This is a genomic window from Bradyrhizobium genomosp. I (2014), from assembly GCF_000261685.1.
Taxonomy (GTDB): domain Bacteria; phylum Pseudomonadota; class Alphaproteobacteria; order Rhizobiales; family Xanthobacteraceae; genus Bradyrhizobium.
Genome location: NZ_AJQE01000416.1, coordinates 1 through 20,392 on the forward strand (window position 1 = coordinate 1; position 20,392 = coordinate 20,392).

The following is a 20,392-nucleotide window of genomic DNA, read 5'->3' on the forward strand; positions in this document are numbered from 1 at the left end:
TGCTTCGCTTCGCTCGCAATGACGATGTGGTACGAGCCGACCGCCCCTACGACAACCGCATATCCAGCAGCCGCCGTCCTTCGCTCTTCAGCAGTTTCTTCACCGCGCTCGACGCCACCACCTCGCCGTCATTGGCGTAGGCCTCGTGGTTCTTCTCGATGTCATCGAGGCGGTAGAGGTAGTTGACCATGATGCCCGCCGACTCGCGCATGCCCTTCGGCGAGAGGTCTCCGAGCCAGTTGATGCGCTCGAGCCTTGCGCCGTTGCCGAGATGGAAGCGGGCGACGGAATCGATCAGCCTGCCCTTCGGCGTGCGTGCCTTGAGGAAGTAATGCGCCGCGAGCGGCTCCAGCACGCCGCGCAGCAGCGCGGCCGTCTCGGGGCTCTCGAACCATTTGGGATCGTCGAGACGCTTCAGCACCTCGCGGTCCTCGTCCGACAGCGGCAAATCCTTGTCCTGCTTCACCCATGGCATGAAGCCCGGCACCGGCGACAGCGTCACGAAGGTGTCGAGCTTCGGCAACTCGCGGCGCAGCTCTTCCACCACCTGCTTGATCAGGAAGCTGCCGAAGGAGATGCCGCCCAGGCCGCGCTGGGTATTGGAGATCGAATAGAACACGGCGGTGCGCGCCTTCTCGATGGGAAGGTGCCGGCGGTCGACCGCGAGAAGCGGCGCAATCGCGCCGGGGATGGTTTCGGTCAGCGCCACCTCGACGAAGATCAGCGGCTCGTCGACCATGGCGGGATGGAAGAAGGCGTAGCAGCGGCGGTCGACCGGATCGATGCGGCGGCGCAGATCGTCCCAGTCGCTGATCTCATGCACGGCTTCGTAACGGATGATCTTTTCGAGGATGTTGGCCGGGGTCGACCAGTCGATCCTGCGCAGCACGAGAAACCCCCTGTTGAACCACGAAGAGAGAAGGTGCGAGACGTCGCGGTCGAGCGCGGCGAGATCGGTGTGCCCGTTCATCATGCCGAGCAAGTCCGCGCGCATGCTGACGAGATCGCCGGTGCCGCCCGGCGCACGGTTGAGGCGGCGGATCAGCTCCTGCCGCCGCGGCTCGGAGGCGAAGTGCAGGGAGCTCGCGTCCTCGTCGCTCGGCTGGGCGCGCCATTTCTCGATCGCCCTGGACAGGCGCTCCCGATCGGGGCCGAAATCGCGCACCAGTCCCTCGAAGAAGGCGCGGCGTCCTGCCGCATCCAGCCCCCGGTAGATGTCGAGCACCTCACGCGCCATCGCCGTGCCGGAGGCTTCGCCCCGGCCCGACAGCAGCGCATCGCAGAGCTCGATCAGCCCATCGGCACCCCGCCTGGTGTCGGCGGAGTCTCCACGGCGAAGCAGCGTGCGGCCGCGCTCGGAGATGGTGGCGAGCAGGTCGGAGAAGAAGGCGTTGGCCATCTGGGCTTTCGTGTCAGGTTTGTGCGAAGCGGGAGCTTACACGGGATTTGGGTGGAAGCCGATCACAATCAAGCAGGGCGATATGGCATCTTTAGTTCGGCCGTGCGTTTGGAGAATGCCGTCATGTCCGGGCGAACGTGCTGAGATCACATACGGCCGTTTGAGGCATTCCAGTTGCCACATCGTCATGGCCGGGCTTGTCCCGGCCATCCACGCCTTGCCACGCGGCACGAAGAACGTGGATGCCCGGGCCTTCGCCTCGCCGAAGCCGCTTCGGCCGCGCAGGCGGGACAAGCCCGGGCATGACGACCTCTTGTCAATGCCGGCAGCCTACTTCCCCGCAAACTCCGTCGGCGTCCGTCCCGTCACCTGGCGGAACGCGGCCGAGAATGCTGGCACGCTGGCGTAGCCGAGCTGGGTGGCGAGCTGCTTCACCGACACGCTCGCATCCGTCGACAGGCGCTGGATCGCGGAGGCGATGCGGGCGCGCTGGCACCAGCTCTTGAAGCTCAGCTGCGTCTCGCTCGAGAACAACCGCGACAGCGTGCGCGCGGAAGTTCCGACCTCGCGCGCCAGCGCCTCGATCTCGTGCAGGCCGGTGGGATCGTCGAGCACGATCATGGCGGCGCGGCGGCAGCGCGGCTCGCGCGGCAATGGCACGAAGGTCGCGGAATCCTCGGCCTGGTGCAATTCCAGCATCACCAGGCGCACCAGCAGCTCGGTCCGCGCCTCGGTGTTGCGGGCGTCGAACAGCGCCAGGATCGCCTGGTGCAGCAGCGGCGAGACCCGCACCACGAACTCGCTGGTCAGACCGCTGTAACGCCGCTCGCGCTTGAGCCAGGGCAGCTCGAAATACAGCGTGCGCATCTCGATGTCGGCGAGCAGGTCGATGGCATGCTCGAGCCGGGCCGGCACCCAGACCGCGCGGTCCGGCGGCACCAGCCAGCGCCCCCCGGGCGTCGTCACCTGCATCGTGCCCTTCGCGGCATAGATCAGCTGCGCCTCGCGGTGCAGGTGCGGCTCGATCCGCATCCCTTTCGGATAATCGCGGGCGACCAGGTGCACGCCCGCGGGCGAGCGGTGATTGCTCCGGACCTCCCGCAGGATTGGCGTTTCCAAGATTGGCGTTTCCAAGACAGTCATTGGCGGCATCCCGTCATGGGCACGACATATAACTCATTTCGGAGCAGGAGAGGATTCGTATGAACAGCCCCGGTCGGGTCATCAGTTTCGTCAACGCGGGCCATTTCATCGACCACTATTCGATGCTGATCTTCGCCGCCGCCGTGATCATCATGGGCCCGGCGCTCGGCATGGCCTATTCGGAACTCCTGCCTTACGCGACGCCGGGCTTCGTCGCCTTCGGCGCCGGCTCGCTGCTCACCGGCTGGCTCGGGGACCGCTGGAGCCGCCGCCATATGATGCTGATCTTCTTCGTCGGCATCGGCGCCTCGATGATCGCGGTCGGCTTCGTGCAGACACAGGTCGAGCTCGGCGCGGCGCTGCTCGCGATCGGCATCTTCGCCTCGATCTATCACCCCGTCGGCACCGCCATGATCGTGTCCTATGCCGACAGGCTCGGCCGCGAGATGGGCATCAACGGCGTCTGGGGCAATCTCGGCGTTGCCTCCTCCGCGCTGGTCACCGGCGTGATCGGCCAGTATCTCGGCTGGCGCTTTGCATTCATCGTTCCCGGCGTGGTCACCGTCCTGATCGGTATCGGCTTTGCGATGAGCGTCGTGCACGAGGACCGCAAGGGCTCGAAGCAGGCCGCGGCGCAGGCGCGGGTGGCAAGACAGGACATGTGGCGCGTGATCCTGGCGCTGCTGATCGTGGTGATCGCGATCTCGACGACCTTCAACGCCGTCACCGTGGCGCTGCCGAAGCTGTTTGCGGAGCGGCTGGCCGATCTCACCAGGAGCCCGGCGCTGCTCGGGGTCATCGCCGCCTGTGTCTACGTGTTCGGCGCGATGACCCAGTACACGATCGGCCGGCTGCTCGACCGCTACTCGCTGAAGACGGTGGCGCTGCCGCTGTCCTTCATGCTGGCGCCGTTCTTGTATCTGGCCGCGAGCCTGTCCAATTTGCCGCTGATCGTGGTCTCGATCGGCATCGTCATGGGCGCATTCGGGCAGGTCACGGTGAACGACGCCATGGTCGGCAAGTACACCACCGAGGAGTGGCGCTCGCGCGCCTATGCCGTGCGCTATTTCGTCGGCTTCACTGCGGCGGGCGCGTCCGTCGGCCTGGTCGCCTGGCTCTACGAGCAGGGCGGCTTCGTCACCATGCTGCACGCCTTCGCCGCGCTCTGCCTGCTCGCGATCGCGGCCGCGCTGATCCTGCCGCGCGAAATCAGGACGCCCGTGGCGGCGTGAGGGGGCACGAGCGTGGCTCAAGGCCGGGCTCTCTCCACTCGTTATTTGCGACGAGGCGTTGCGATGAAGCAGCCGGGGAGGGGCTCTGGCTTGCCCGCAGCAATGACGGTGAACGTCGCCAGGTCACGGATGCCACCCATCATGCCATTCTGCCAGTGTTTTGCCCGACGGCGCAAGTCGCTTCGGTAGGGCCGAAATTTTCGCAAGGTTTTTCAACCCCATCCCTACTGTGCATGGGGTTGTTTTCGCACTTTTCGTTTTTGACCCCGCCGCGCCTGGTGGAACCCGAGCCGCCTTCCGCGGGTTCTATCCCTGTGGCGCCCCGACACCGGCGCAGATGAAGGGGGAAAGACACCTGCATGCCATGGCGCCTGCTCCGACCGGTCGTCCTCGTCCCTGCGGCGCTTGTCCTCACCACCCTTGCGGCCAGTGCCGAAGCCGGCAAATCGGCCGGACCGTCGGAATTCCTCCTGATCGTACAGATCGCCTTGCTGATCGCGGTCGGCCGCGGGCTCGGCGAGATCATGCAGCGGATCGGCCAGCCCTCGGTGATCGGCGAACTGCTCGCCGGCATCATCCTGGGGCCGTCGCTGTTCGGCTGGATCTGGCCCGAGGCGCAGCACGCGATCTTCCCGAACGCGCCCGAGCAGAGGGCGATGATCGACGGCATCGCGCAAGTGGGCATCCTGCTGCTGCTGTTGCTCACCGGCATGGAAACCGACCTCAAGCTGGTTCGGAAGGTCGGCAAGGCCGCGATCGCGATCTCGATCGCCGGCATCGTCGTGCCCTTCGCCTGCGGCTTTGCGCTGGGTGAGTTCCTGCCCGACGCGCTGCTCCCTAATCCGCAACAGCGCCTCGTGGCCTCGCTGTTCATGGGCACGGCGCTGTCGATCTCCTCGGTGAAGATCGTCGCCGTGGTGGTGCGCGAGATGAACTTCATGCGCCGCAACGTCGGGCAGATCATCGTCGCGACCGCCGTCATCGACGACACCATCGGCTGGATCATCATCGCCGTCATCTTCAGCCTGGCCTCGCACGGCACGCTCGATATTGCCTCGGTGGCGAAAGCCGTGCTGGGAACGCTCGCCTTCCTCGCCGTCAGCTTCACCATCGGGCGCCGCCTCGTGTTTCAGCTGATCCGCTGGGCCAACGACAATCTCGTCAGTGCGGCGGCTGTCATCACGGTTATCCTGCTGTTGATGAGCGTCATGGCGATGATCACGCATCTGGTCGGCGTCCACACCGTGCTGGGCGCCTTCGTCGCCGGCGTCCTGGTCGGCGAGTCTCCGATCCTGACGCGGCAGATCGACGAGCGCCTGCGCGGACTGATCTCGAGCTTCTTCATGCCGGTGTTCTTCGGCCTCGCCGGCCTCAGCGCCGATCTCTCGGTGCTGCGTGATCCCGATCTGCTGATGCTCACAGGCCTCCTGGTCGTGATCGCCAGCGTCGGCAAGTTCGGCGGAGCCTTCGTCGGTGGCACCGTTGGCGGCCTCAGCACCCGGGAGTCGCTGGCGCTCGCGAGCGGGATGAATGCCCGTGGCTCGACCGAAGTCATCATCGCCACCATTGGCCTCTCCATCGGCGTGCTCAGCCAGAACCTGTTCACGATGATCGTGACCATGGCGATCGTGACCACGATGGCGATGCCGCCGATGCTGCGTGCGGCGCTGGCTCGGTTGCCGATGAACAAGGAGGAGAAGGAACGCCTGGAGCGGGAGGAATTCGAGAAACGCGGCTTCGTCGCCAATCTCGAGCGCCCTCTGCTCGCCGTGGACGAGAGCGTCAACGCCACCTTCGCCGCCCGCATCGCGGGCCTGATCGCCGGCATGCGCGGCCTGCCGATCACAGTGCTGCATATCGGCCAGCGCGCCAAGGAGCAGGAGAAAGGGCGCGACGAGAAAGATAGCCACGAAGCCGTGGTGAAGAAGGCCGCCGAGACGGTGTCGATCAACAGCGCTGGAGACGCCGGCAAATTCGATGTCGTCACCCGTACGAGGCAGACGGAGCTCGGCGCGACGATCGCTGACGAAGCGCGCAAGGGATTCGACCTCCTGGTCGTCGGCATCGACAGGGTGACCGCGACCAAGGACCGCTTCGACCGGAGGATCGACGACATCGCCGCGCAGTTCGAAGGACCGCTCGCGATCGTCGCGGCCAAGGGCAGGCATCTGAAGCAGCCGATGCCCGACACCCTCAACATCCTCGTTCCGGTTTCGGGCAGCGGCGTCTCCAAGCGCGGCGCCGAGATTGCGGTCGCGTTGGCGCAGGCGGGATCGGGCTCGCTCCGGGTGATCTATGTCGCGACGACGCGCGACAAGGGGGCACAGCGCGGCGCCTCCCGCGGACTGAGCCAGGAGACGGCCATCCTCAAGGACGCCAGCGATCTCGCCGCCCGCTACGACGTCGACATCACCACCACGCTGCGGGTGAACCGGGCGCCGGAGGCGGCGATCCTGCGCGAGATCGACACCACCGACGTCGATCTCGTCGTGATGGGGGTCGACCGCATCCAGGCCGATCATCTCTCCTTCGGCGGCGTCGCCGACGCTGTGCTCAGGCAGTCGAAGGTCTCGGTGCTCCTGGTGTCGAGCGGCGAGGTGCGGCAGGCTCCGGCGGAGAAGGCTTGAGCCCTCGCCGTCATTGCGAGCGGAGCGAAGCAATCCAGACTCTCACTGCGGAAAGATTCTGGATTGCTTCGCTGCGCTCGCAATGACGATGTGGATGTTCGGCGCCTAGGTCTTCACCTCCGCCACCTTCTCCACCTTCGGCGCCTTCTTCGACGCGCGCCAGTTCTCGAAGCGCTGCACCACCACGAAGAAGGCGGGCACGAACAGCACCGCGAGACAGGTCGAGGCCAGCATGCCCGAGAACACGGTGATGCCGATCGACTTGCGGGCGCTGGCGCCGGCGCCGGTGGCGAGCACCAGGGGCACCACGCCGAGGATGAAGGCGAACGAGGTCATCAGGATCGGGCGGAAACGGGCGCGCGCGGCTTCGATGGCGGACTCCAGGATCGGCTTGCCGTCGCGGCCGTGCAGCTCGAGACCGACCTCGACGATCAGGATGGCGTTCTTGGCCGAGAGTGCGATCAGCAGGATCAGACCGATCTGGCAATAGAGGTTGTTGTCGATCTTGAGCCCGGAGAGGATCAGCATCGGCCCGAGCAGCGACAGCGGCACCGCGAGGATCACCGAGATCGGCGCGTACCAGCTCTCATACTGTCCGGCGAGCACGAGATAGACCAGCAGCATGGCGAGGCCGAACACCCAGTAGATCTGGTTCGAGACCGCCTTCTCCTGATACGACATCGCAGTCCATTCATAACCGGTCCCGGGCGGCAGCGTCTTGTCCGCGATCTCCTCCATCAGCTTCAGGGATTGGCCGGAGGAGTAGCCCTGGGCCGGCAGGCCGATCACGGTCGAGGACGGATAGAGGTTGTAGAGGCTGATCAGCGACGGGCCGGTGGCCGGCGTGATCTTGGCGACGGTGCCGATCGGGATCATGTCGCCGTTCGAGTTGCGCACCTGCATGTTGGCGATGTCGCGCTCGGTGACGCGGAATGCCGCATCGGCCTGGGTGTAGACCTGGAACACGCGGCCGAACTTGTTGAACTGGTTGACGAAGGACGAGCCGAGATAGGTGGACAGTGCCGAGAACACCTGGTCGGTGGTGACGTGCAGGGTCTGGGTCTTGACGCGGTCGATCTCGACGTCGAATTGCGGCACCGAGGAGCGGAACGAGGACTGAACGCGCTGCAGCGCGCTTTGGCTCTGGGCGTTGGAGATCATCGTCCCGGTGATGGCTTGAAGTTTCGCGAAATCGCTGTTGCCGTCGCGCAGCTCGACCTGCATCGAGAAGCCGGCGGCGTTGCCGATACCCTGGATCGGCGGCGGCGGCAGCACGATGGTGCGCGCCTCCATGATGGTCGCGAGCTTGTCGTTCAGTCCGTAGACCAGCGAGCGCAGATCCTCGCCGGGCCCCTTGCGGGCCTCCCAATCCTTCAGGATGATGTAGGCGACGCCGGCATTGGCAAGGCTGGCGCTGTTGTCGAGTGCGGAGATGCCGGCGATGGTGATGACCTGCTGCACGCCCGGCGTCTCCTTGATCAGCTCGCTCGCCCTGTCGAGCACGGCTTGCGTCCGCTCCAGTGCGGCGCCGTCGGGCAGCTGCACGGCGGCGATCAGATAGCCCTGGTCCTCGATCGGCAGGAAGCCGGTCGGCACCCGCGACAGACCGTAGCCGCTGGCTCCGATGACCAGCAGCGCGAACGCGACCGAGATGGTGGCGTGCTTCACGAGGAACGTGATCAGCCTCGTGTAGCCGCGCTCGACGCGATTGTAGACCGCATTGAAACCTCTATAGAAGAAATTGCGCTGCTCCGGCGGCACCGTCGGCCGCAGCCAGAGCGCGCATTGCGTCGGCTTCAAGGTCGCGGCGTTGATGGCGGACAGCAGCGCGGTCGCGGCGATCACCAGCGCGAATTGCGAATAGATGCGCCCGGTCAGCCCCGCGAGGAACGAGGCCGGCAGGAATACCGAGATCAGCACCAGCGTGATGCCGACGATCGGCGCGAACAGCTGGTCCATCGCCTTGATCGCGGCGTCGTGGCCGTTCATGCCCTGCTCGATGTTGTGGGCGGCGCCTTCGACCACGACGATGGCGTCGTCGACGACGATGCCGATCGCAAGCACGATCGCGAACAGGGTCGACATGTTGATGGTGAAGCCGAGCGCCGCCATAGCGGCAAAGGCGCCGATGATGGTCACCGGCACCGTCGTCGCCGGCACCAGCATCGCGCGCCAGTCCTGCAGGAACACGAGGATCACGACCAGCACCAGCAGGCCGGCCTCGATCAGCGTCATGTAGACCTCGTGCACGGAGGCCTCGACGAACTTGGTGGTGTCGAACGGCGTGTCGTACTTGATGCCTTCCGGAAACCGCTTGGCGAGCTCGGCCATCTTCTTCTCGACGGCCCGCTCGACCTCGAGCGCGTTGGCGCCGGGCGACTGGAATACGCCGATGCCGACGGCCGGCTGCTTGTTGAGCGAGAAGATCTGGCTGTAGGTCTGCGCGCCGAGCTCGACCCAGCCGACGTCGCGCACCCGCGTGACGTCGCCGTTGCTGCCCGACTTGACGATGATGTTCTCGAACTGGCCGGCGTCGTCGAGCCGTCCGTTGACGTTGAGCGTGTACTGGAAAGCCTGTCCCGGCGGCGTCGGCGGCGCGCCGACCTGGCCGGCCGAGACCTGCTGGCTCTGCTGCTGGATCGCCTGGATCACGTCCTGCGGCACCAGGCCGCGGGCTTGCAGCTTGTTGGGATCGAGCCAGATTCGCATCGAATACTGGCCGGCGCCGAACACCGTGACGTTGCCGACGCCGGGCAGGCGCGAGAGCTCGTCGCGAATGTTGATGGTGGCGTAATTGCTCAGATACAGGCTGTCGTACCTTGCGTCCGGCGAGGTCAGCGTCACGAACAGCAGGATCGAGGTCGACCGCTTCTGCACGGTGACGCCCTGGTTCTGCACCGCCTGCGGCAATTGCGACAGCGCGCTGGAGACGCGGTTCTGCACCAGCACCTGCGCGAAGTTGAGATCGGTGCCGATCTTGAAGGTCACGGTCAGCGTGTAGGTGCCGTCGGAGCCGCTGTAGGACTGCATGTACAGCATGTCCTCGACGCCGTTGACTTGTTGTTCTATCGGCAAGGCGACCGTGTCGATCACGGTCTTGGCGCTGGCGCCGGGATAGCGCGTGGTGACCTGCACGGTCGGCGGCACCACGTCGGGATATTGCGCGATCGCGAGGTTGAACAGCGCGACGCCGCCGATCAGGATCATCAGCAGCGCGATGACGTTCGAGAGGACCGGCCGCTCGATGAAGAACTTTGAGATCATGGCCGGCGGCTCCTACTCGGCAGGTATTACTTGGCAGACGCCTGGGACTGGTCGATCTTCGTCACCTGCGGGTCGATCTTCTGCCCCGGGATCACCCGCAGCAGCCCCGCAGTCACGACTCTGTCGTCCGGCTTCAAGCCGCTCTCGATCACGCGCAGGCCGTTGTCGACGGGGCCGATCTGCACCTTGCGCTGCTCGACCACGTTGTCGCCATTGACCACCAGCAGATAGCGGCCGCCCTGGTCGCTGCCGAGCGCAGTGTCGGGAACGAGCAGGGCGTTCTTCTCCTGGTCGAAAGGCACGCGGACGCGGACGAAATAGCCGGGCAGCAGCACCCGTTTGTCGTTGGGAACGAGGCCGCGGACCGCCAGCGTGCCCGTCGACTGGTTGAGGGTCGGCGAGACGTAGTCGAGCTTGCCCTCATGCGGATAGCCGGTCTCGGTCTGGAGCCCGATCTGGATCGGGAATTGCTTGAGGTCGGCGGGCGTCAGTCCGCGGCGCACCGCCTCTGCGCGGATACGCAGCACATCCTGCTCGTTGACGGTGAAGTTCACATAGATCGGGTCCATTGCGACGATGGTGGCGAGCTGGGTCGGCGAGGAGACGCCGACGAGCTCGCCGATCGAGACCAGATGGGCGCTGACGATGCCGTCGAACGGCGCCGTGACCTTGGTGTAGCCGTAATTGACCTCGGCGAGCCTGGTGTTGGCCTGGGCCTGCTGGAGGTTGGCCTGCGCGTTGTCGCGGTTCGAGGTCGAGGTGTCGAGCGTGGCCTGCGAGACGGCCTGGCGCTGCACCAGTTCGGCCTGCCGCTTGTAGTCGGTTTCCGCCTGCCGGAGCGAGGCCTGCGCGCCGGCCTCGGCTGCCTGCGCCTGCTCGAGCTTGAGCTTGTAGGTCTCCGGCTCGATCGTGAACAGCTGGGTGCCCTGCTTGACGAAGGCGCCGTCCTGATAGTCGATCGTCTGCAGAAAGCCCTGCACGCGCGCGACGAGATCGACGCTCTTGATCGGCGCGGTGTTGCCGGTGGCCTCGATGTAGCGCGTCACCGGACGCTGCACCGGCGTCGCGACGTCCACCTTGGGCGGCGGCGGCGCCACGAACGTGTTCTTGTCCTCGCAGCCGGCGAGCACGGCCACGGCCACTGCTGCGGCCAGTCCCCTCCCGATATGCCTCCACGCTCCATTGCGCCGTGCGGGAGATGCGGGATTCGCTGAGGTCATTCGGTGGTCCCCGATGAGTGTCTGTCGGTGGCAGGCTAGCAACAAATGACTGGCCGTGGAACACCATAGCCATGGCAGTCACCAGGCTTGCACCGTAATCGGCCATGTGGCCTTGAACGAGGCCACGACCAACGGCACGTTGCGCAAGGCCGACGACGACAACGGCCTGAAGGACGCGCCGATCCGGACGGAATGGTCCGTCAGCACGATCGGGTCAGACTCCGGTCGCAGCTGTCCCTCGCGCATGCCAGGCCGCAAGCACGTCCCGCTCTTCATCGGCGGTCAGCCCGATGACCGGGCCGTTGCTGGCGTCGAGCCAATGAAGCGTGTCGCGTGCGGTGACCGCGACCGGTCGCGAGGTCAGTCCGGCCGCGCGCGCCGGCGAGGTGTCGCGTGTCAGGAAGCCGGCGAAGTCGGGCAATGGCAGCCACATCGGCAGCGACCGCGGACCCGCCCAGCGCCGCACGTCGTGCGCCTCGAGAAAGGCGCGATCGACCCAGGTGAAGGTGCAGGACGCGTTGAGCGCGGCTGCGCACTCGGCCAGGAATTCGCCGCGCGTGCGAATTGGCCCGATCCCGTCATAGATGCCGGTGAGACGGGTTTCTGCCGCATGCACGATCCATTGCGCGAGGTCGCGCACGTCGATGAATTGGACGGCATCCTCCGGCGATCCCGGCGCCAGCACCTCGCCGCCGTGCGCCAGACGCGCCGGCCAGTAGGCGAACCGTCCGGTCGGGTCCTCCGGCCCGGCGATCAGGCCGGCGCGGCAGATGAAGGCGTCGTTGCCGACCGTTTGCTCGCAGGCGACCTTGGCGGCGCCGTAGATGGCGTCGGTGCTTTGCTCGATCTCCGCGTCAACAGGCTCGCGCAGCGGCGCGGTGTCGGCGCGTTGCCCCGGGATGCGGTTGTCCGCATACACACTGATCGTCGACACGAAGGTCCAATGCACCCCCGGCCGCTTCAGCGCGGCGACCGCGCGCCGAACTTGGCCGGGATGACGCGCGACATCGACCACGGCGTCGAATGTCTCGCTCGCAACCGGCGCAAGACCGTCGGCCATGTCGCGGTCGATCCGCACGAAGCGGGCGCCCGCCGCAATCGGCCCCGCAAGGCCGCGGGCCGCGCAGGTCACCTCGTGGCCGGCGGCACAGGCATGGCTTGCAATCGCCCGGCCGAGAAACTGGCTCCCGCCGAGAATGAGGATGCGCATGAGGTGATCCGTTTCGCCGATGAGATCGCGAGACTACAACGTCCGGTAGCGGTTGCAACCGATCCCTCAGCGCGGCCTGATCTCCGCATACTTCGCCATCGCCTTCTCGAACTTCCGGTTGAACAGCCACATCGCGGCGAGGATCTCGCGATAGCTTGCCGAGCTGCGCGCCCGGTCGGCCCGGCCGAATGCAAAAATGCTGTTGTTGCGCAGGTGCTTCATGATCGTGGGGCTGGACACCCTGTAGTTCAGGAGGTCGCCGGATTTCAGCGCGGCTCGCGTCGGCGTGGGCACGATCTGGATCAGCTCGAACAGCTTCATCTGGTCGATCGGATCGGGCAGCGTCTTCACGATTCCGGGTATCTCACGGAACAGATCAGCGTGCGCGTTCATCAGGCCGTCGCGCACGTTGGTCCAGTGGTTGAAGCGGTGGTCGGTGCCGCGGGCCCGGGCCTCCTCCTTGTCGTCGCGCGCGCTCAGGTGCGGATCGATCGTCGCGATCTCGTCCTTGATGGCCTGCCACTTCCTGTGGCCGTTGCGGTCCTCGGAGGGGCCGGTCTGGAAGCTGCCCATGTAGGTGTTCGAGCGTCCGTTGCGGACGTTCTGCTTGCCGTTGGTTTCCGCGAAGAACAGCCCGAGGCTGATGCGGCCGGCAGCCTCGGCATGTTCAGGCGCCAGCCCCTTGACGCGCGCAATCGCGACGGCGAGATCGACGACGTCCTTGAACGGCGTAGGCGAGTTCTGCGCGCCGGCAGGCGGCGCCTCCATGATGTCGAACAGCTTGCCGTATTCGTCGACCAGCGGCTCGATGTCGGCATCGAAATAGGCCGGCGGAATCTCGAACTTGTTGGGCCGGCCGATTCGCGACGGCATGGCGTCGGTGAGATCCTTGTAAGCGCTGATCACGGCGACGCGCGCGAGATAAAGCGCCTGTCCCGGCAGGTTCGGCAGCGGCTCCTTGGCGTCGATCTGGCGTCGCCGTTCGGCCAGGATTGACTTGAACTCGCCAAGGGCCTTGTCATAGGCGGCGACCGCCTCCGACTGCCGGGGCGTGAGCGCGCGCTGTTCGCCTGCGGCGGACGCTGCGACGAAGAAGGCAACAGCCGCAAAGATGGCAAGACGTCTGGATCCCATGGCCGTTTCCCATCGATTCGGTGGCCAGGGAGATCGTAAGCGTCGGAGGCGAGGGCTGGCGAGATGCAAATCCCCGCTCAGCCGCAATTCTTGTCCTTATGCCGCCTGGTAGTCCGGCGCCGTCGCCAGGAACTTCGCATAGTCATCCGCATCCGGCGGCTGGAAGCGCCCCGCGAGCCCGCCGCGTTTCTGCTGCTTCGCGCCGATGTCGGCCATCAGCTCGTCGAAATGGCGGTAGTGATAGGGCGCGACGCACAGGCCGCCATAGACGCCCGCGGCGGGCCGCTCGACCCGCTTGAAGTGCAGCATCATCTCGATGTTGTCGCGCATCGTCTGCGCCGTCGGCTGGTTGGCGAGCTGGCCGTCGGCATAGCGCACCAGCCAGTTGGCGGCGAGATCGGCGCAGAGCACGGTGCAGAACGACGAGTTGAAGCCGACGAAGCCGAGCTCGGGCAGATCGGGATTGGCGATCAGGCGATAGAGCCGGTACTGCCCGTCGGCATCGACCAGCTTCTGCCTGTAAGCTTCGGGCAGGAAGGGCACGCCGAGCTTGTAGCCGATCGCGAGCACCGCGACATCGGCACTGACGCGCTCGCCGCCGCTCATCACGATGCTGTCGCCTTCATAGTGGTCGAACGTGCCGAACACCGCCTTGATGCGGCCGTCGGCGACCATCGGATAGAAGTCCGGCGTTGCGATCGGTACCGAGCAGTTGACGCCGTCCTCGATCCGCTCCTTCGGCACCATGTTGCAGCGGCCGAGCTTGAGCTGCGCCTTCAGCAGGCTCTCCAGCCCGCGCCAGTTTGCCCACACCAGCGGCGCGGCGATGCGATGCGCGAGCCGCCCCATCGCGCTGATGCCCCAGCCCGGAAACATCTCCTCCTGCGCGCGGATGTAGAGGATGCGCTTGAAGTTCACGAGGCCGCCAATGAAATAGGGAATGCGCCAGACCGGCTCGCGCATCACGATGGTGACCTCGCGGGCGCCCGATTTCACCGCGTTGACCGCGATGTCGGTCGCCGACTTCGAACCGCCGAGCACGACGACGCGGCGTCCCTTTGCCAGCGTCGGATCGCCGTATTTCGACGAATGCAGGATCTGGCCGCCTTGTGCGAGGAAGGCGTCCTCGCCCGGGCAATGCAGCTCGCGCGGCTCGTTGAACTGCCCGGTGCAGACGGCGACGAAATCGAAACTCTCGCTCGTGCTCGTGCCGTCCCTGTCCTCCAGGGCCAGCGTCCAGCCCGGCTTGCCGTCGGCGCGCCGTTCCATGCCGGCGACCTCCGTGTCGAGGCGCAGCATGCGCTCGAGGCCAAAACTCCTGGCGTAGTCGGCGAGATAGGCATGGACCTGCGGTCCGGTCGGCCATTCCGGATAGGCGTCCGGCATGGCGCGATCGGTGTAGCGGTAGAGCTCCTTCGGACTTTGCGTCTGCACCTCGGGATAGGAGCGCGCCGGTTCCCAGACGCCGCCGAGATCGCCACTGCGCTCGACGATGGTGACGCGGTGGCCGCGGGTGGAGAACGCCTTTGCGGCGGCAAGACCGGAGACGCCGGCGCCGATCACGCAGACATGCTTGGGGCTGACCATGGGATGGCTCGCAATCGATGTGTTTTGCGCAAGCGGCCACGTTCGGCCGCGAGGCGCGGCCGGCCGGGCTGCAAGCAGATGAAAGTGGACGAGGAGGCGATCGGCCTAGTCGTTGGCTTCGGGCGGCAGGAAGTCGACCTCGTGCAGCGCGGAGATGCGGACGACCTCGGCAGGGTCGGTCAGATTGTGGAGCTGGTTGAACAGCGCCTCCAGCTTCTGCATCGGCGAGACCCAGAACAGCGCGCGGCACGGCTTGTCGGACTTGTTGAAATAGCCGTGCGGGATGCCGCGGGGCATGCGGACGAGATCGCCGGCATGAGCCCTGACCCACTGACCGTCGAGCTTGAGGTCGAGCGTGCCTTCCTGCACCAGGATGAACTCGTCCTGGGTCGGATGGATGTGCACCGGCACGAACTGGCCGGGATCGCTGTTGGTCTCGAAGGCGAAGGTGGAGTCGGTGACGGCCTTGGGGAAATAGACTTGGCCGAGGATGTTCCAGCTCTTGCCGCCGTAGCCTGTGCCGTTCGCGGTAATGCCCTTTTCGAGTGCGGTCATGCTCACCTCCTCATGGATACCGGCGGGGACGGAGCTTCGACCAGCCAGGGGCCGTCTGTCTATCCGCTAAACGAATCCGAATGAGGCTATTGCCATGCAGCGCGGCGATTTCACGGGGGCGGCCCTTTTCGCCTCGCGGAAACTATTATAGGCTTAAAGCAATTCCGCGACGCGAAGCGTGGTCGATGATGTCCGCAGCCGTGCTGGAAATGAGCGCAAGGGCGCCCGCAGCCGAGCGGCTCGCGGCCTTCGCCCGCGTCACTACGGATGATGTCGAAGAAGCCGCCGAGCAGATCGGGCGCATCTTCTGTCCGCACGATCTGAAGCCGACGCAGGCACGGGCGGACGGGTTCTCCGCCCGGCACAATTGCGCTGATTTCGACGGCTTCTCCATCAATTACGTGGCCTATGGCGGATCGGTCAGTATCGATCCCGGCTGCCTCGAGCGCTTCTTCCTGGTGCAGGTCCCGCTCGCGGGCACCGCCCGCATTCGCGCCGGCGTCGGCGAGCTCGATGTCGCGCCGGACCGGACGGCGTCGCTGCTGTCGCCGACCGTCCCGACCCGGATGATCTGGGCTGGCTGCGCGCAAGCGATCCTGCTGCTCGACCGCCGCATGGTCGAGCAGCGCGCTGCGGCGTTGTCGGGCAGGGCGACCGGGGTGGTCGAGTTCGATCCCGCGATCGAGCTGGACGCGCCGGCGGGGCGGGCCTTGCAGACCAGCCTGGCCGGGCTGATGACGCTTGCCGAGCGTCTCGGGCCATCAGGCAGGCTTTCGCCGGTGGCGATGGCCGATTGGCGCGAACTGCTGCTCGATCATCTCCTCAGCGGGCAGCGGCACGGCCTGTCGGATGCGATCAGGACGTTCTCGGGGCAGGCGGAGCGCCTGCCGCGTGCCCTCCGCGCCGCGCGCGACCATCTGGCGGACAATGCCGGCGAGCCGCTCGATCTTGCGCAACTCGCCTGTGTCTCAGGCATCGGCATCCGCGCGCTCCAGCTCGGCTTCCGCCGTCACTTTGGCGTGTCCATTTCCCAGATGCTGCTCGACATGCGGCTCGCTGGCCTCCACGCCCGCCTCGCACAGGCTTCCGCCGGTGTCTCCATCACCGACCTCGCCTTCGATCTCGGCTTCACCCATCTCGGCCGCATGGCCGGCGCTTACCGCGAGAAATTCGGTGAGACGCCTTCGGCAACGCTGCGGCGAAGGATGAGCTGAACGATTGTCGAGCCACAGCCGCCGCCGATCCGGCAGTACCGCGACGTCACGCCGGGCCATGTCGTTCAGGCGTGGGGCGAGGAGTGGTCGGCCTGACACGTGAAGGCGCGGCGCACCTCGAGGCTTCACTTCACCATCTCTTCCAACTGCGGTTTTGCGCGCCGGCAACGCTGACGTTTATGTGATCGATTTTCCTGGCGATCCCTTAGCGTTTGTAACGCCTGCATTTTCCAGCCCACGACCCGTCGCTCCGGAATTTCCGAGTGCGCCGATGGAATAGGACGTGCGCCGGCACGTCCTACTTCTCAGTCCCTGCTGCCGGGATGACCACCATCGGAGACGGCAAAGATCTTGAAGCGGTAGGCGGAATGACAGGCGTTGCGAGACGTCACACCCTCAATACAGCACCCGCGGAGTTCAAAATGCACAGGTCAGGGTTTCGCAGCGTCATGACGGCGCTCATTGGCAAGGTTCGGCGACCGGGTCTCGCCGCAGCCGCATTCGGCGCGCGACTGCTGCTCGCCTTTGCGGTTCCGTCGTTGCTCCTTGCTCACGAAAGCCATCCGGTCGAAAGCCATCCGACGGCGCTCAACGCCGACGAGAGCGCGTTCCTCAATGAGAACGATGCCGCCATGACGAAGATGATGAACGACATGGCGGTGAAGCCGACCGGCGACATCGATCGCGATTTCGTGGCCATGATGAACCCGCATCATCAGGGCGCCATCGATATGGCCGTGATTGAACTGCGCTACGGCAAGAACGAGCAGCTTCGGCGAATCGCGCAGGAGATCATCGTCGACCAGACGCAGGAGATCGCGGCCATGAAGCTCGCGATCGGCGAGCCCGTGACCGATACCGCCCCTGCGCCGACCCAGCCGCAGCTCGTCCCGCCGGCGCAGGATCACCATTCGGGCATGCAGTCGAACGTGGCCGCCGGAACGAAGCACTAGGAGCCAGACATGAAAACCTTGAAGACACTTTTCCTGGCGGCCACGATGCTGGCGACCAGTGGCGCCGCGTGGGCCGGCCAAGCTCCGGGTGCACTGGCCTCGCCCGATCTCCCGATCGGACATCATGACCGTGTCTACGCGGCCGAGCAGTTCTCGAACACGGTCTCCGTGACGGATCCCGTCGACAACAAGCTGCTCGGCGTGATCAGGCTCGGTGATCCCCAGCCCGGCAACTTCAGCCCTCTCTACAAGGGCCAGGTGCTCGTGCACGGCATGGGTTATTCGCCCGATCACCGCACACTCGCGGTGGTCTCGATCGGCTCGAACTCGGTGACCTTCATCGATACGGCGAGCAATGCCATCAAGCACGTCACCTATATCGGCCGCTCGCCGCATGAGGCGTTCTTCACGCCTGACGGCAAGGAGGTGTGGGTTACCGTACGCGGGGAGAACTACATCTCCGTGCTCGATGCCGGAACCTTCGAGGAGAAGGACCGCATCACGACGCCGAGCGGCCCGGGCATGCAGATGTTCTCGCCGGATGGCAAGTACGGCTACATATGTTCCTCCTTCAATCCGGAGACCGACGTCGTCTCGGTCGCCGAGCACAAGATCATCGCCAAGGTGAAGCAGGAAAGCCCATTCTGTCCGAACATCGCGGTGACGCCGGAAGGCGACCAGGTCTGGTTCACGCTCAAGGACATCGGCAAGACCCAGGTGTTCAACGCCAGGCCGCCGTTCGATCCAATCAAGACGATCGACACCGGACCGATTACCAATCACGTGAACTTCGCCCATACGGCGAAAGGAACGTTCGCCTACGTCACCGTGGGTGGATTGAACGAGGTCAAGGTGTTCAGCACGGGCGACTTCTCGCAGGTCGCAACCATCCCGGTCGGCAACCTTCCACATGGCGTGTGGCCTTCGGGCGATGGCACGCGCGTCTATGTCGGGCTGGAGAACGCGGATGCGCTGGCCGCGATCGATACTGCGACCAACAAGGTCATCGCCAATGTCCCAATCGGGCAGGCGCCGCAGGCGATCGCCTATGTGCCGAATGCCGCGCCCGATCCCGATGACCGCCAGAACCTGCAGCCCCTCGGCGTCGCCGGCCAGGTCGCGCACCTCGCGCTGGCGCCGAAGGAAGGAGGGAGGGCCGCCAGGGTGCCGACCACCGTATCGCTGTTCGATCAGGGTCTGGTCCAGATCCTGCAGGCCTCCGTCACCGGACTTCAGCCGAAGCAGAAATATGTGCTGGCGCTCGCCAGGCATGAAGATGGCAGCGGCCCGTTGCAACCGCTGGCTGCTTTCATGACCAATCCGGCCGGATCTGCTATTGTCAACGCCACAGGCCCGATCCGTCAGATCGTCGACCCGAGCTCCAGGACGGACAGGCGATATCTGGTCATTGTGTCCGGCGATGCGGCCATGCCGGGCAAGCCGGTTCAGATCGAGTCCCGATAGCGTTCATTCTGAAGACAACAGAGAGAGCAGGCGGAACGCGCGATGCAGGACATGCTGGTTCAGGTCGAGCCGCTGATCCCCGCGCTCCGCCGCTACGCGCGCTCGCTCGTTCGCGATCGTGTGGCCGCCGACGATCTGGTACAGGATTGCCTGGAGCGCGCGGTCAGTCGCTGGTGTCAGCGGCGCGATGGCAATGTCCGCTCCTGGCTGTTCTCCATACTGCACAACCTCGCAGTCGATCAGTTTCGCCGATCGGCGTCGCGCGGCAGCCACGTTCCGATTGACGAGAGAGACGAGAACGAATTCGGCGAGGCTGCTGCACAGGAGCAGAAGCTCATGTATCAGGATGTGCTGAACAAGCTCGCGAAGCTCCCGAGGGATCAGCAGGCGGTGCTTCTGCTCGTCGCGGTCGAGGACTTGTCCTATGCGGATGCGGCCAAAGTGCTCAACATTCCCGTGGGTACGGTGATGTCGCGGTTGTCCCGTGCGCGAGAAAGGCTGCAGCAGGAGCTTGAACGACCGTCTATCGGCGCTGCAGGCAACATCGTGTCAATCCGGAGCGCGAGAGAATGAGCCATCGTCCGATCACGGAAGATGATCTCCATGGCTATGTGGACAGGGTCCTCGAGCCGGAGCGGCAGGCAGAGGTCGCGGCATATCTGAACGATCATCCGGATGTCGCCAGGCGCGCGGCCGCCTTTGCCAGCCAGCGCGAGCTGTTGCGCGCGGCGCTTGCGCCTGTTGCCGAGGAGCCGTTGCCCGCAGAGCTGAATTTGTCGCGTATCATCGAGCGGCGGGCCCGAAGGCCGTCCTTCGTGCCCTGGGCCGCGGCGGCGCTTCTGCTCTTGAGCATTGGCGGTGTCGGCGGCTGGTCCATGCACGGTGCACTTCAGCCGTCGCCGAGCGGACTGGCTGCGCTCGGGCAGGAGGCGGCGTCCACCTACAGCGTCTACGCACCGGATCGCGTCCGGCCCGTCGAGGTTCGCGCCTCCGACAGCGCCGAACTCGTGCATTGGGTCTCTGACCGGCTGCGCCGGCCGGTGAAGGTGCCGGACCTTGCCGCGTCAGGCTATCGGTTGATGGGAGGTCGCGTTGTTGCCAGCCCGCATGGTCCGGCGGCCATGTTCATGTATGACGATGATCGTGGCAGCCGGATCGTCGTGCTGATCCGGTCCATGAGCAGGGCGGATCAGAACGCGCCCATGACGCCTCAATCGCAGGGCGACATCGGAGGCTATGCCTGGGCCGACGACGGGCTGGGCTATAGTCTGGTTGGCCGTGCCACTCCTGAATCGCTGAAGCCTATCGCAGATGCGGTTCGGAGACAGTCCCGTCCAATCTGAACGCCGTGTCGCCGCTCGCGCTCACGAATTGACGTGCACGAAATCGC

Annotated in this window: 15 protein-coding genes; 7 read left to right on the forward strand and 8 right to left on the reverse strand. The window is 65.6% G+C overall.

Annotated elements, in window-relative coordinates:
* Positions 1 to 46: 46 nt before the first annotated feature.
* Both IC50_RS36155 and IC50_RS36160 read right to left on the reverse strand, forming a co-directional pair.
* A complete protein-coding gene (locus IC50_RS36155) occupies positions 47 to 1,399 on the reverse strand; it encodes a malonyl-CoA decarboxylase (protein ID WP_035716276.1) in 1,353 nt (450 codons plus the stop codon).
* A gap of 330 nt (positions 1,400 to 1,729) precedes the next feature.
* On the reverse strand, positions 1,730 to 2,551 hold the full coding sequence (locus IC50_RS36160) for an AraC family transcriptional regulator (RefSeq protein WP_035716279.1): 822 nt from the start codon (positions 2,549 to 2,551) through the stop codon (positions 1,730 to 1,732).
* 50 nt (positions 2,552 to 2,601) lie between these two features.
* Here IC50_RS36160 and IC50_RS36165 point away from each other — a divergent pair, with 50 nt between their 5' ends.
* Together IC50_RS36165 and IC50_RS36170 are read left to right on the forward strand one after the other, a co-directional pair.
* Positions 2,602 to 3,774, forward strand: a complete 1,173-nt coding sequence (locus tag IC50_RS36165) for an MFS transporter (protein WP_035716283.1) — start codon at positions 2,602 to 2,604, stop codon at positions 3,772 to 3,774.
* 359 nt (positions 3,775 to 4,133) lie between these two features.
* Positions 4,134 to 6,401, forward strand: a complete 2,268-nt coding sequence (locus IC50_RS36170; RefSeq protein ID WP_035716287.1) for a cation:proton antiporter domain-containing protein — start codon at positions 4,134 to 4,136, stop codon at positions 6,399 to 6,401.
* 105 nt (positions 6,402 to 6,506) lie between these two features.
* Here the strand turns inward: IC50_RS36170 and IC50_RS36175 are convergent, their stop codons facing one another.
* The 6 genes from IC50_RS36175 to IC50_RS36200 all read right to left on the reverse strand — a co-directional run bounded on the left by IC50_RS36175 (position 6,507) and on the right by IC50_RS36200 (position 15,371).
* Complete coding sequence (locus tag IC50_RS36175) at positions 6,507 to 9,665, reverse strand: efflux RND transporter permease subunit (RefSeq protein ID WP_035716290.1); 3,159 nt, start codon at positions 9,663 to 9,665, stop codon at positions 6,507 to 6,509.
* 26 nt (positions 9,666 to 9,691) lie between these two features.
* Positions 9,692 to 10,885: an efflux RND transporter periplasmic adaptor subunit gene (locus IC50_RS36180; protein WP_035716295.1), complete on the reverse strand. Its 1,194-nt coding sequence runs from the start codon at positions 10,883 to 10,885 to the stop codon at positions 9,692 to 9,694.
* A gap of 214 nt (positions 10,886 to 11,099) precedes the next feature.
* Positions 11,100 to 12,095, reverse strand: coding sequence for an NAD-dependent epimerase/dehydratase family protein (locus IC50_RS36185; RefSeq protein WP_035716297.1), 996 nt, complete (start codon positions 12,093 to 12,095; stop codon positions 11,100 to 11,102).
* 66 nt (positions 12,096 to 12,161) lie between these two features.
* A complete protein-coding gene (locus IC50_RS36190; protein WP_035716300.1) occupies positions 12,162 to 13,229 on the reverse strand; it encodes a hypothetical protein in 1,068 nt (355 codons plus the stop codon).
* Between the two features lie 96 nt (positions 13,230 to 13,325).
* Entirely contained in the window at positions 13,326 to 14,816 is a 1,491-nt protein-coding gene (locus tag IC50_RS36195; protein WP_035716306.1) for a flavin-containing monooxygenase, read from the reverse strand.
* Positions 14,817 to 14,921: 105 nt separating this feature from the next.
* The gene (locus IC50_RS36200) at positions 14,922 to 15,371 is read right to left on the reverse strand and encodes a cupin domain-containing protein (RefSeq protein WP_035716309.1); all 450 of its coding nucleotides are present in this window, start codon (positions 15,369 to 15,371) and stop codon (positions 14,922 to 14,924) included.
* Between the two features lie 188 nt (positions 15,372 to 15,559).
* Here IC50_RS36200 and IC50_RS36205 point away from each other — a divergent pair, with 188 nt between their 5' ends.
* From IC50_RS36205 to IC50_RS36225, 5 genes are all read left to right on the forward strand, one after another.
* The gene (locus tag IC50_RS36205; RefSeq protein WP_081492595.1) at positions 15,560 to 16,585 is read left to right on the forward strand and encodes an AraC family transcriptional regulator; all 1,026 of its coding nucleotides are present in this window, start codon (positions 15,560 to 15,562) and stop codon (positions 16,583 to 16,585) included.
* Positions 16,586 to 17,034: 449 nt separating this feature from the next.
* Positions 17,035 to 17,538, forward strand: coding sequence for a DUF305 domain-containing protein (locus tag IC50_RS36210; RefSeq protein ID WP_085974130.1), 504 nt, complete (start codon positions 17,035 to 17,037; stop codon positions 17,536 to 17,538).
* Positions 17,539 to 17,547: 9 nt separating this feature from the next.
* Entirely contained in the window at positions 17,548 to 19,002 is a 1,455-nt protein-coding gene (locus tag IC50_RS36215) for a YncE family protein (RefSeq protein WP_035716317.1), read from the forward strand.
* Positions 19,003 to 19,044: 42 nt separating this feature from the next.
* Positions 19,045 to 19,575: an RNA polymerase sigma factor gene (locus IC50_RS36220; RefSeq protein ID WP_035716319.1), complete on the forward strand. Its 531-nt coding sequence runs from the start codon at positions 19,045 to 19,047 to the stop codon at positions 19,573 to 19,575.
* Positions 19,572 to 20,345, forward strand: a complete 774-nt coding sequence (locus tag IC50_RS36225) for an anti-sigma factor family protein (RefSeq protein WP_035716321.1) — start codon at positions 19,572 to 19,574, stop codon at positions 20,343 to 20,345. Before IC50_RS36220 ends, IC50_RS36225 begins: the two co-directional genes overlap by 4 nt.
* The last annotated feature ends 47 nt before the right edge of the window (positions 20,346 to 20,392 follow it).

What these genes read in the sequence shown, in the direction of transcription:
- IC50_RS36155 (WP_035716276.1), bottom strand. Translation starts at nt 1,399, where the DNA reads ATGGCCAACGCCTTCTTCTCCGACCTGCTCGCCACCATCTCCGAGCGC.
- IC50_RS36160 (WP_035716279.1), bottom strand. Translation starts at nt 2,551, where the DNA reads ATGCCGCCAATGACTGTCTTGGAAACGCCAATCTTGGAAACGCCAATC.
- IC50_RS36165 (WP_035716283.1), top strand. Translation starts at nt 2,602, where the DNA reads ATGAACAGCCCCGGTCGGGTCATCAGTTTCGTCAACGCGGGCCATTTC.
- IC50_RS36170 (WP_035716287.1), top strand. Translation starts at nt 4,134, where the DNA reads ATGCCATGGCGCCTGCTCCGACCGGTCGTCCTCGTCCCTGCGGCGCTT.
- IC50_RS36175 (WP_035716290.1), bottom strand. Translation starts at nt 9,665, where the DNA reads ATGATCTCAAAGTTCTTCATCGAGCGGCCGGTCCTCTCGAACGTCATC.
- IC50_RS36180 (WP_035716295.1), bottom strand. Translation starts at nt 10,885, where the DNA reads ATGACCTCAGCGAATCCCGCATCTCCCGCACGGCGCAATGGAGCGTGG.
- IC50_RS36185 (WP_035716297.1), bottom strand. Translation starts at nt 12,095, where the DNA reads ATGCGCATCCTCATTCTCGGCGGGAGCCAGTTTCTCGGCCGGGCGATT.
- IC50_RS36190 (WP_035716300.1), bottom strand. Translation starts at nt 13,229, where the DNA reads ATGGGATCCAGACGTCTTGCCATCTTTGCGGCTGTTGCCTTCTTCGTC.
- IC50_RS36195 (WP_035716306.1), bottom strand. Translation starts at nt 14,816, where the DNA reads ATGGTCAGCCCCAAGCATGTCTGCGTGATCGGCGCCGGCGTCTCCGGT.
- IC50_RS36200 (WP_035716309.1), bottom strand. Translation starts at nt 15,371, where the DNA reads ATGACCGCACTCGAAAAGGGCATTACCGCGAACGGCACAGGCTACGGC.
- IC50_RS36205 (WP_081492595.1), top strand. Translation starts at nt 15,560, where the DNA reads ATGTCCGCAGCCGTGCTGGAAATGAGCGCAAGGGCGCCCGCAGCCGAG.
- IC50_RS36210 (WP_085974130.1), top strand. Translation starts at nt 17,035, where the DNA reads ATGACGGCGCTCATTGGCAAGGTTCGGCGACCGGGTCTCGCCGCAGCC.
- IC50_RS36215 (WP_035716317.1), top strand. Translation starts at nt 17,548, where the DNA reads ATGAAAACCTTGAAGACACTTTTCCTGGCGGCCACGATGCTGGCGACC.
- IC50_RS36220 (WP_035716319.1), top strand. Translation starts at nt 19,045, where the DNA reads ATGCAGGACATGCTGGTTCAGGTCGAGCCGCTGATCCCCGCGCTCCGC.
- IC50_RS36225 (WP_035716321.1), top strand. Translation starts at nt 19,572, where the DNA reads ATGAGCCATCGTCCGATCACGGAAGATGATCTCCATGGCTATGTGGAC.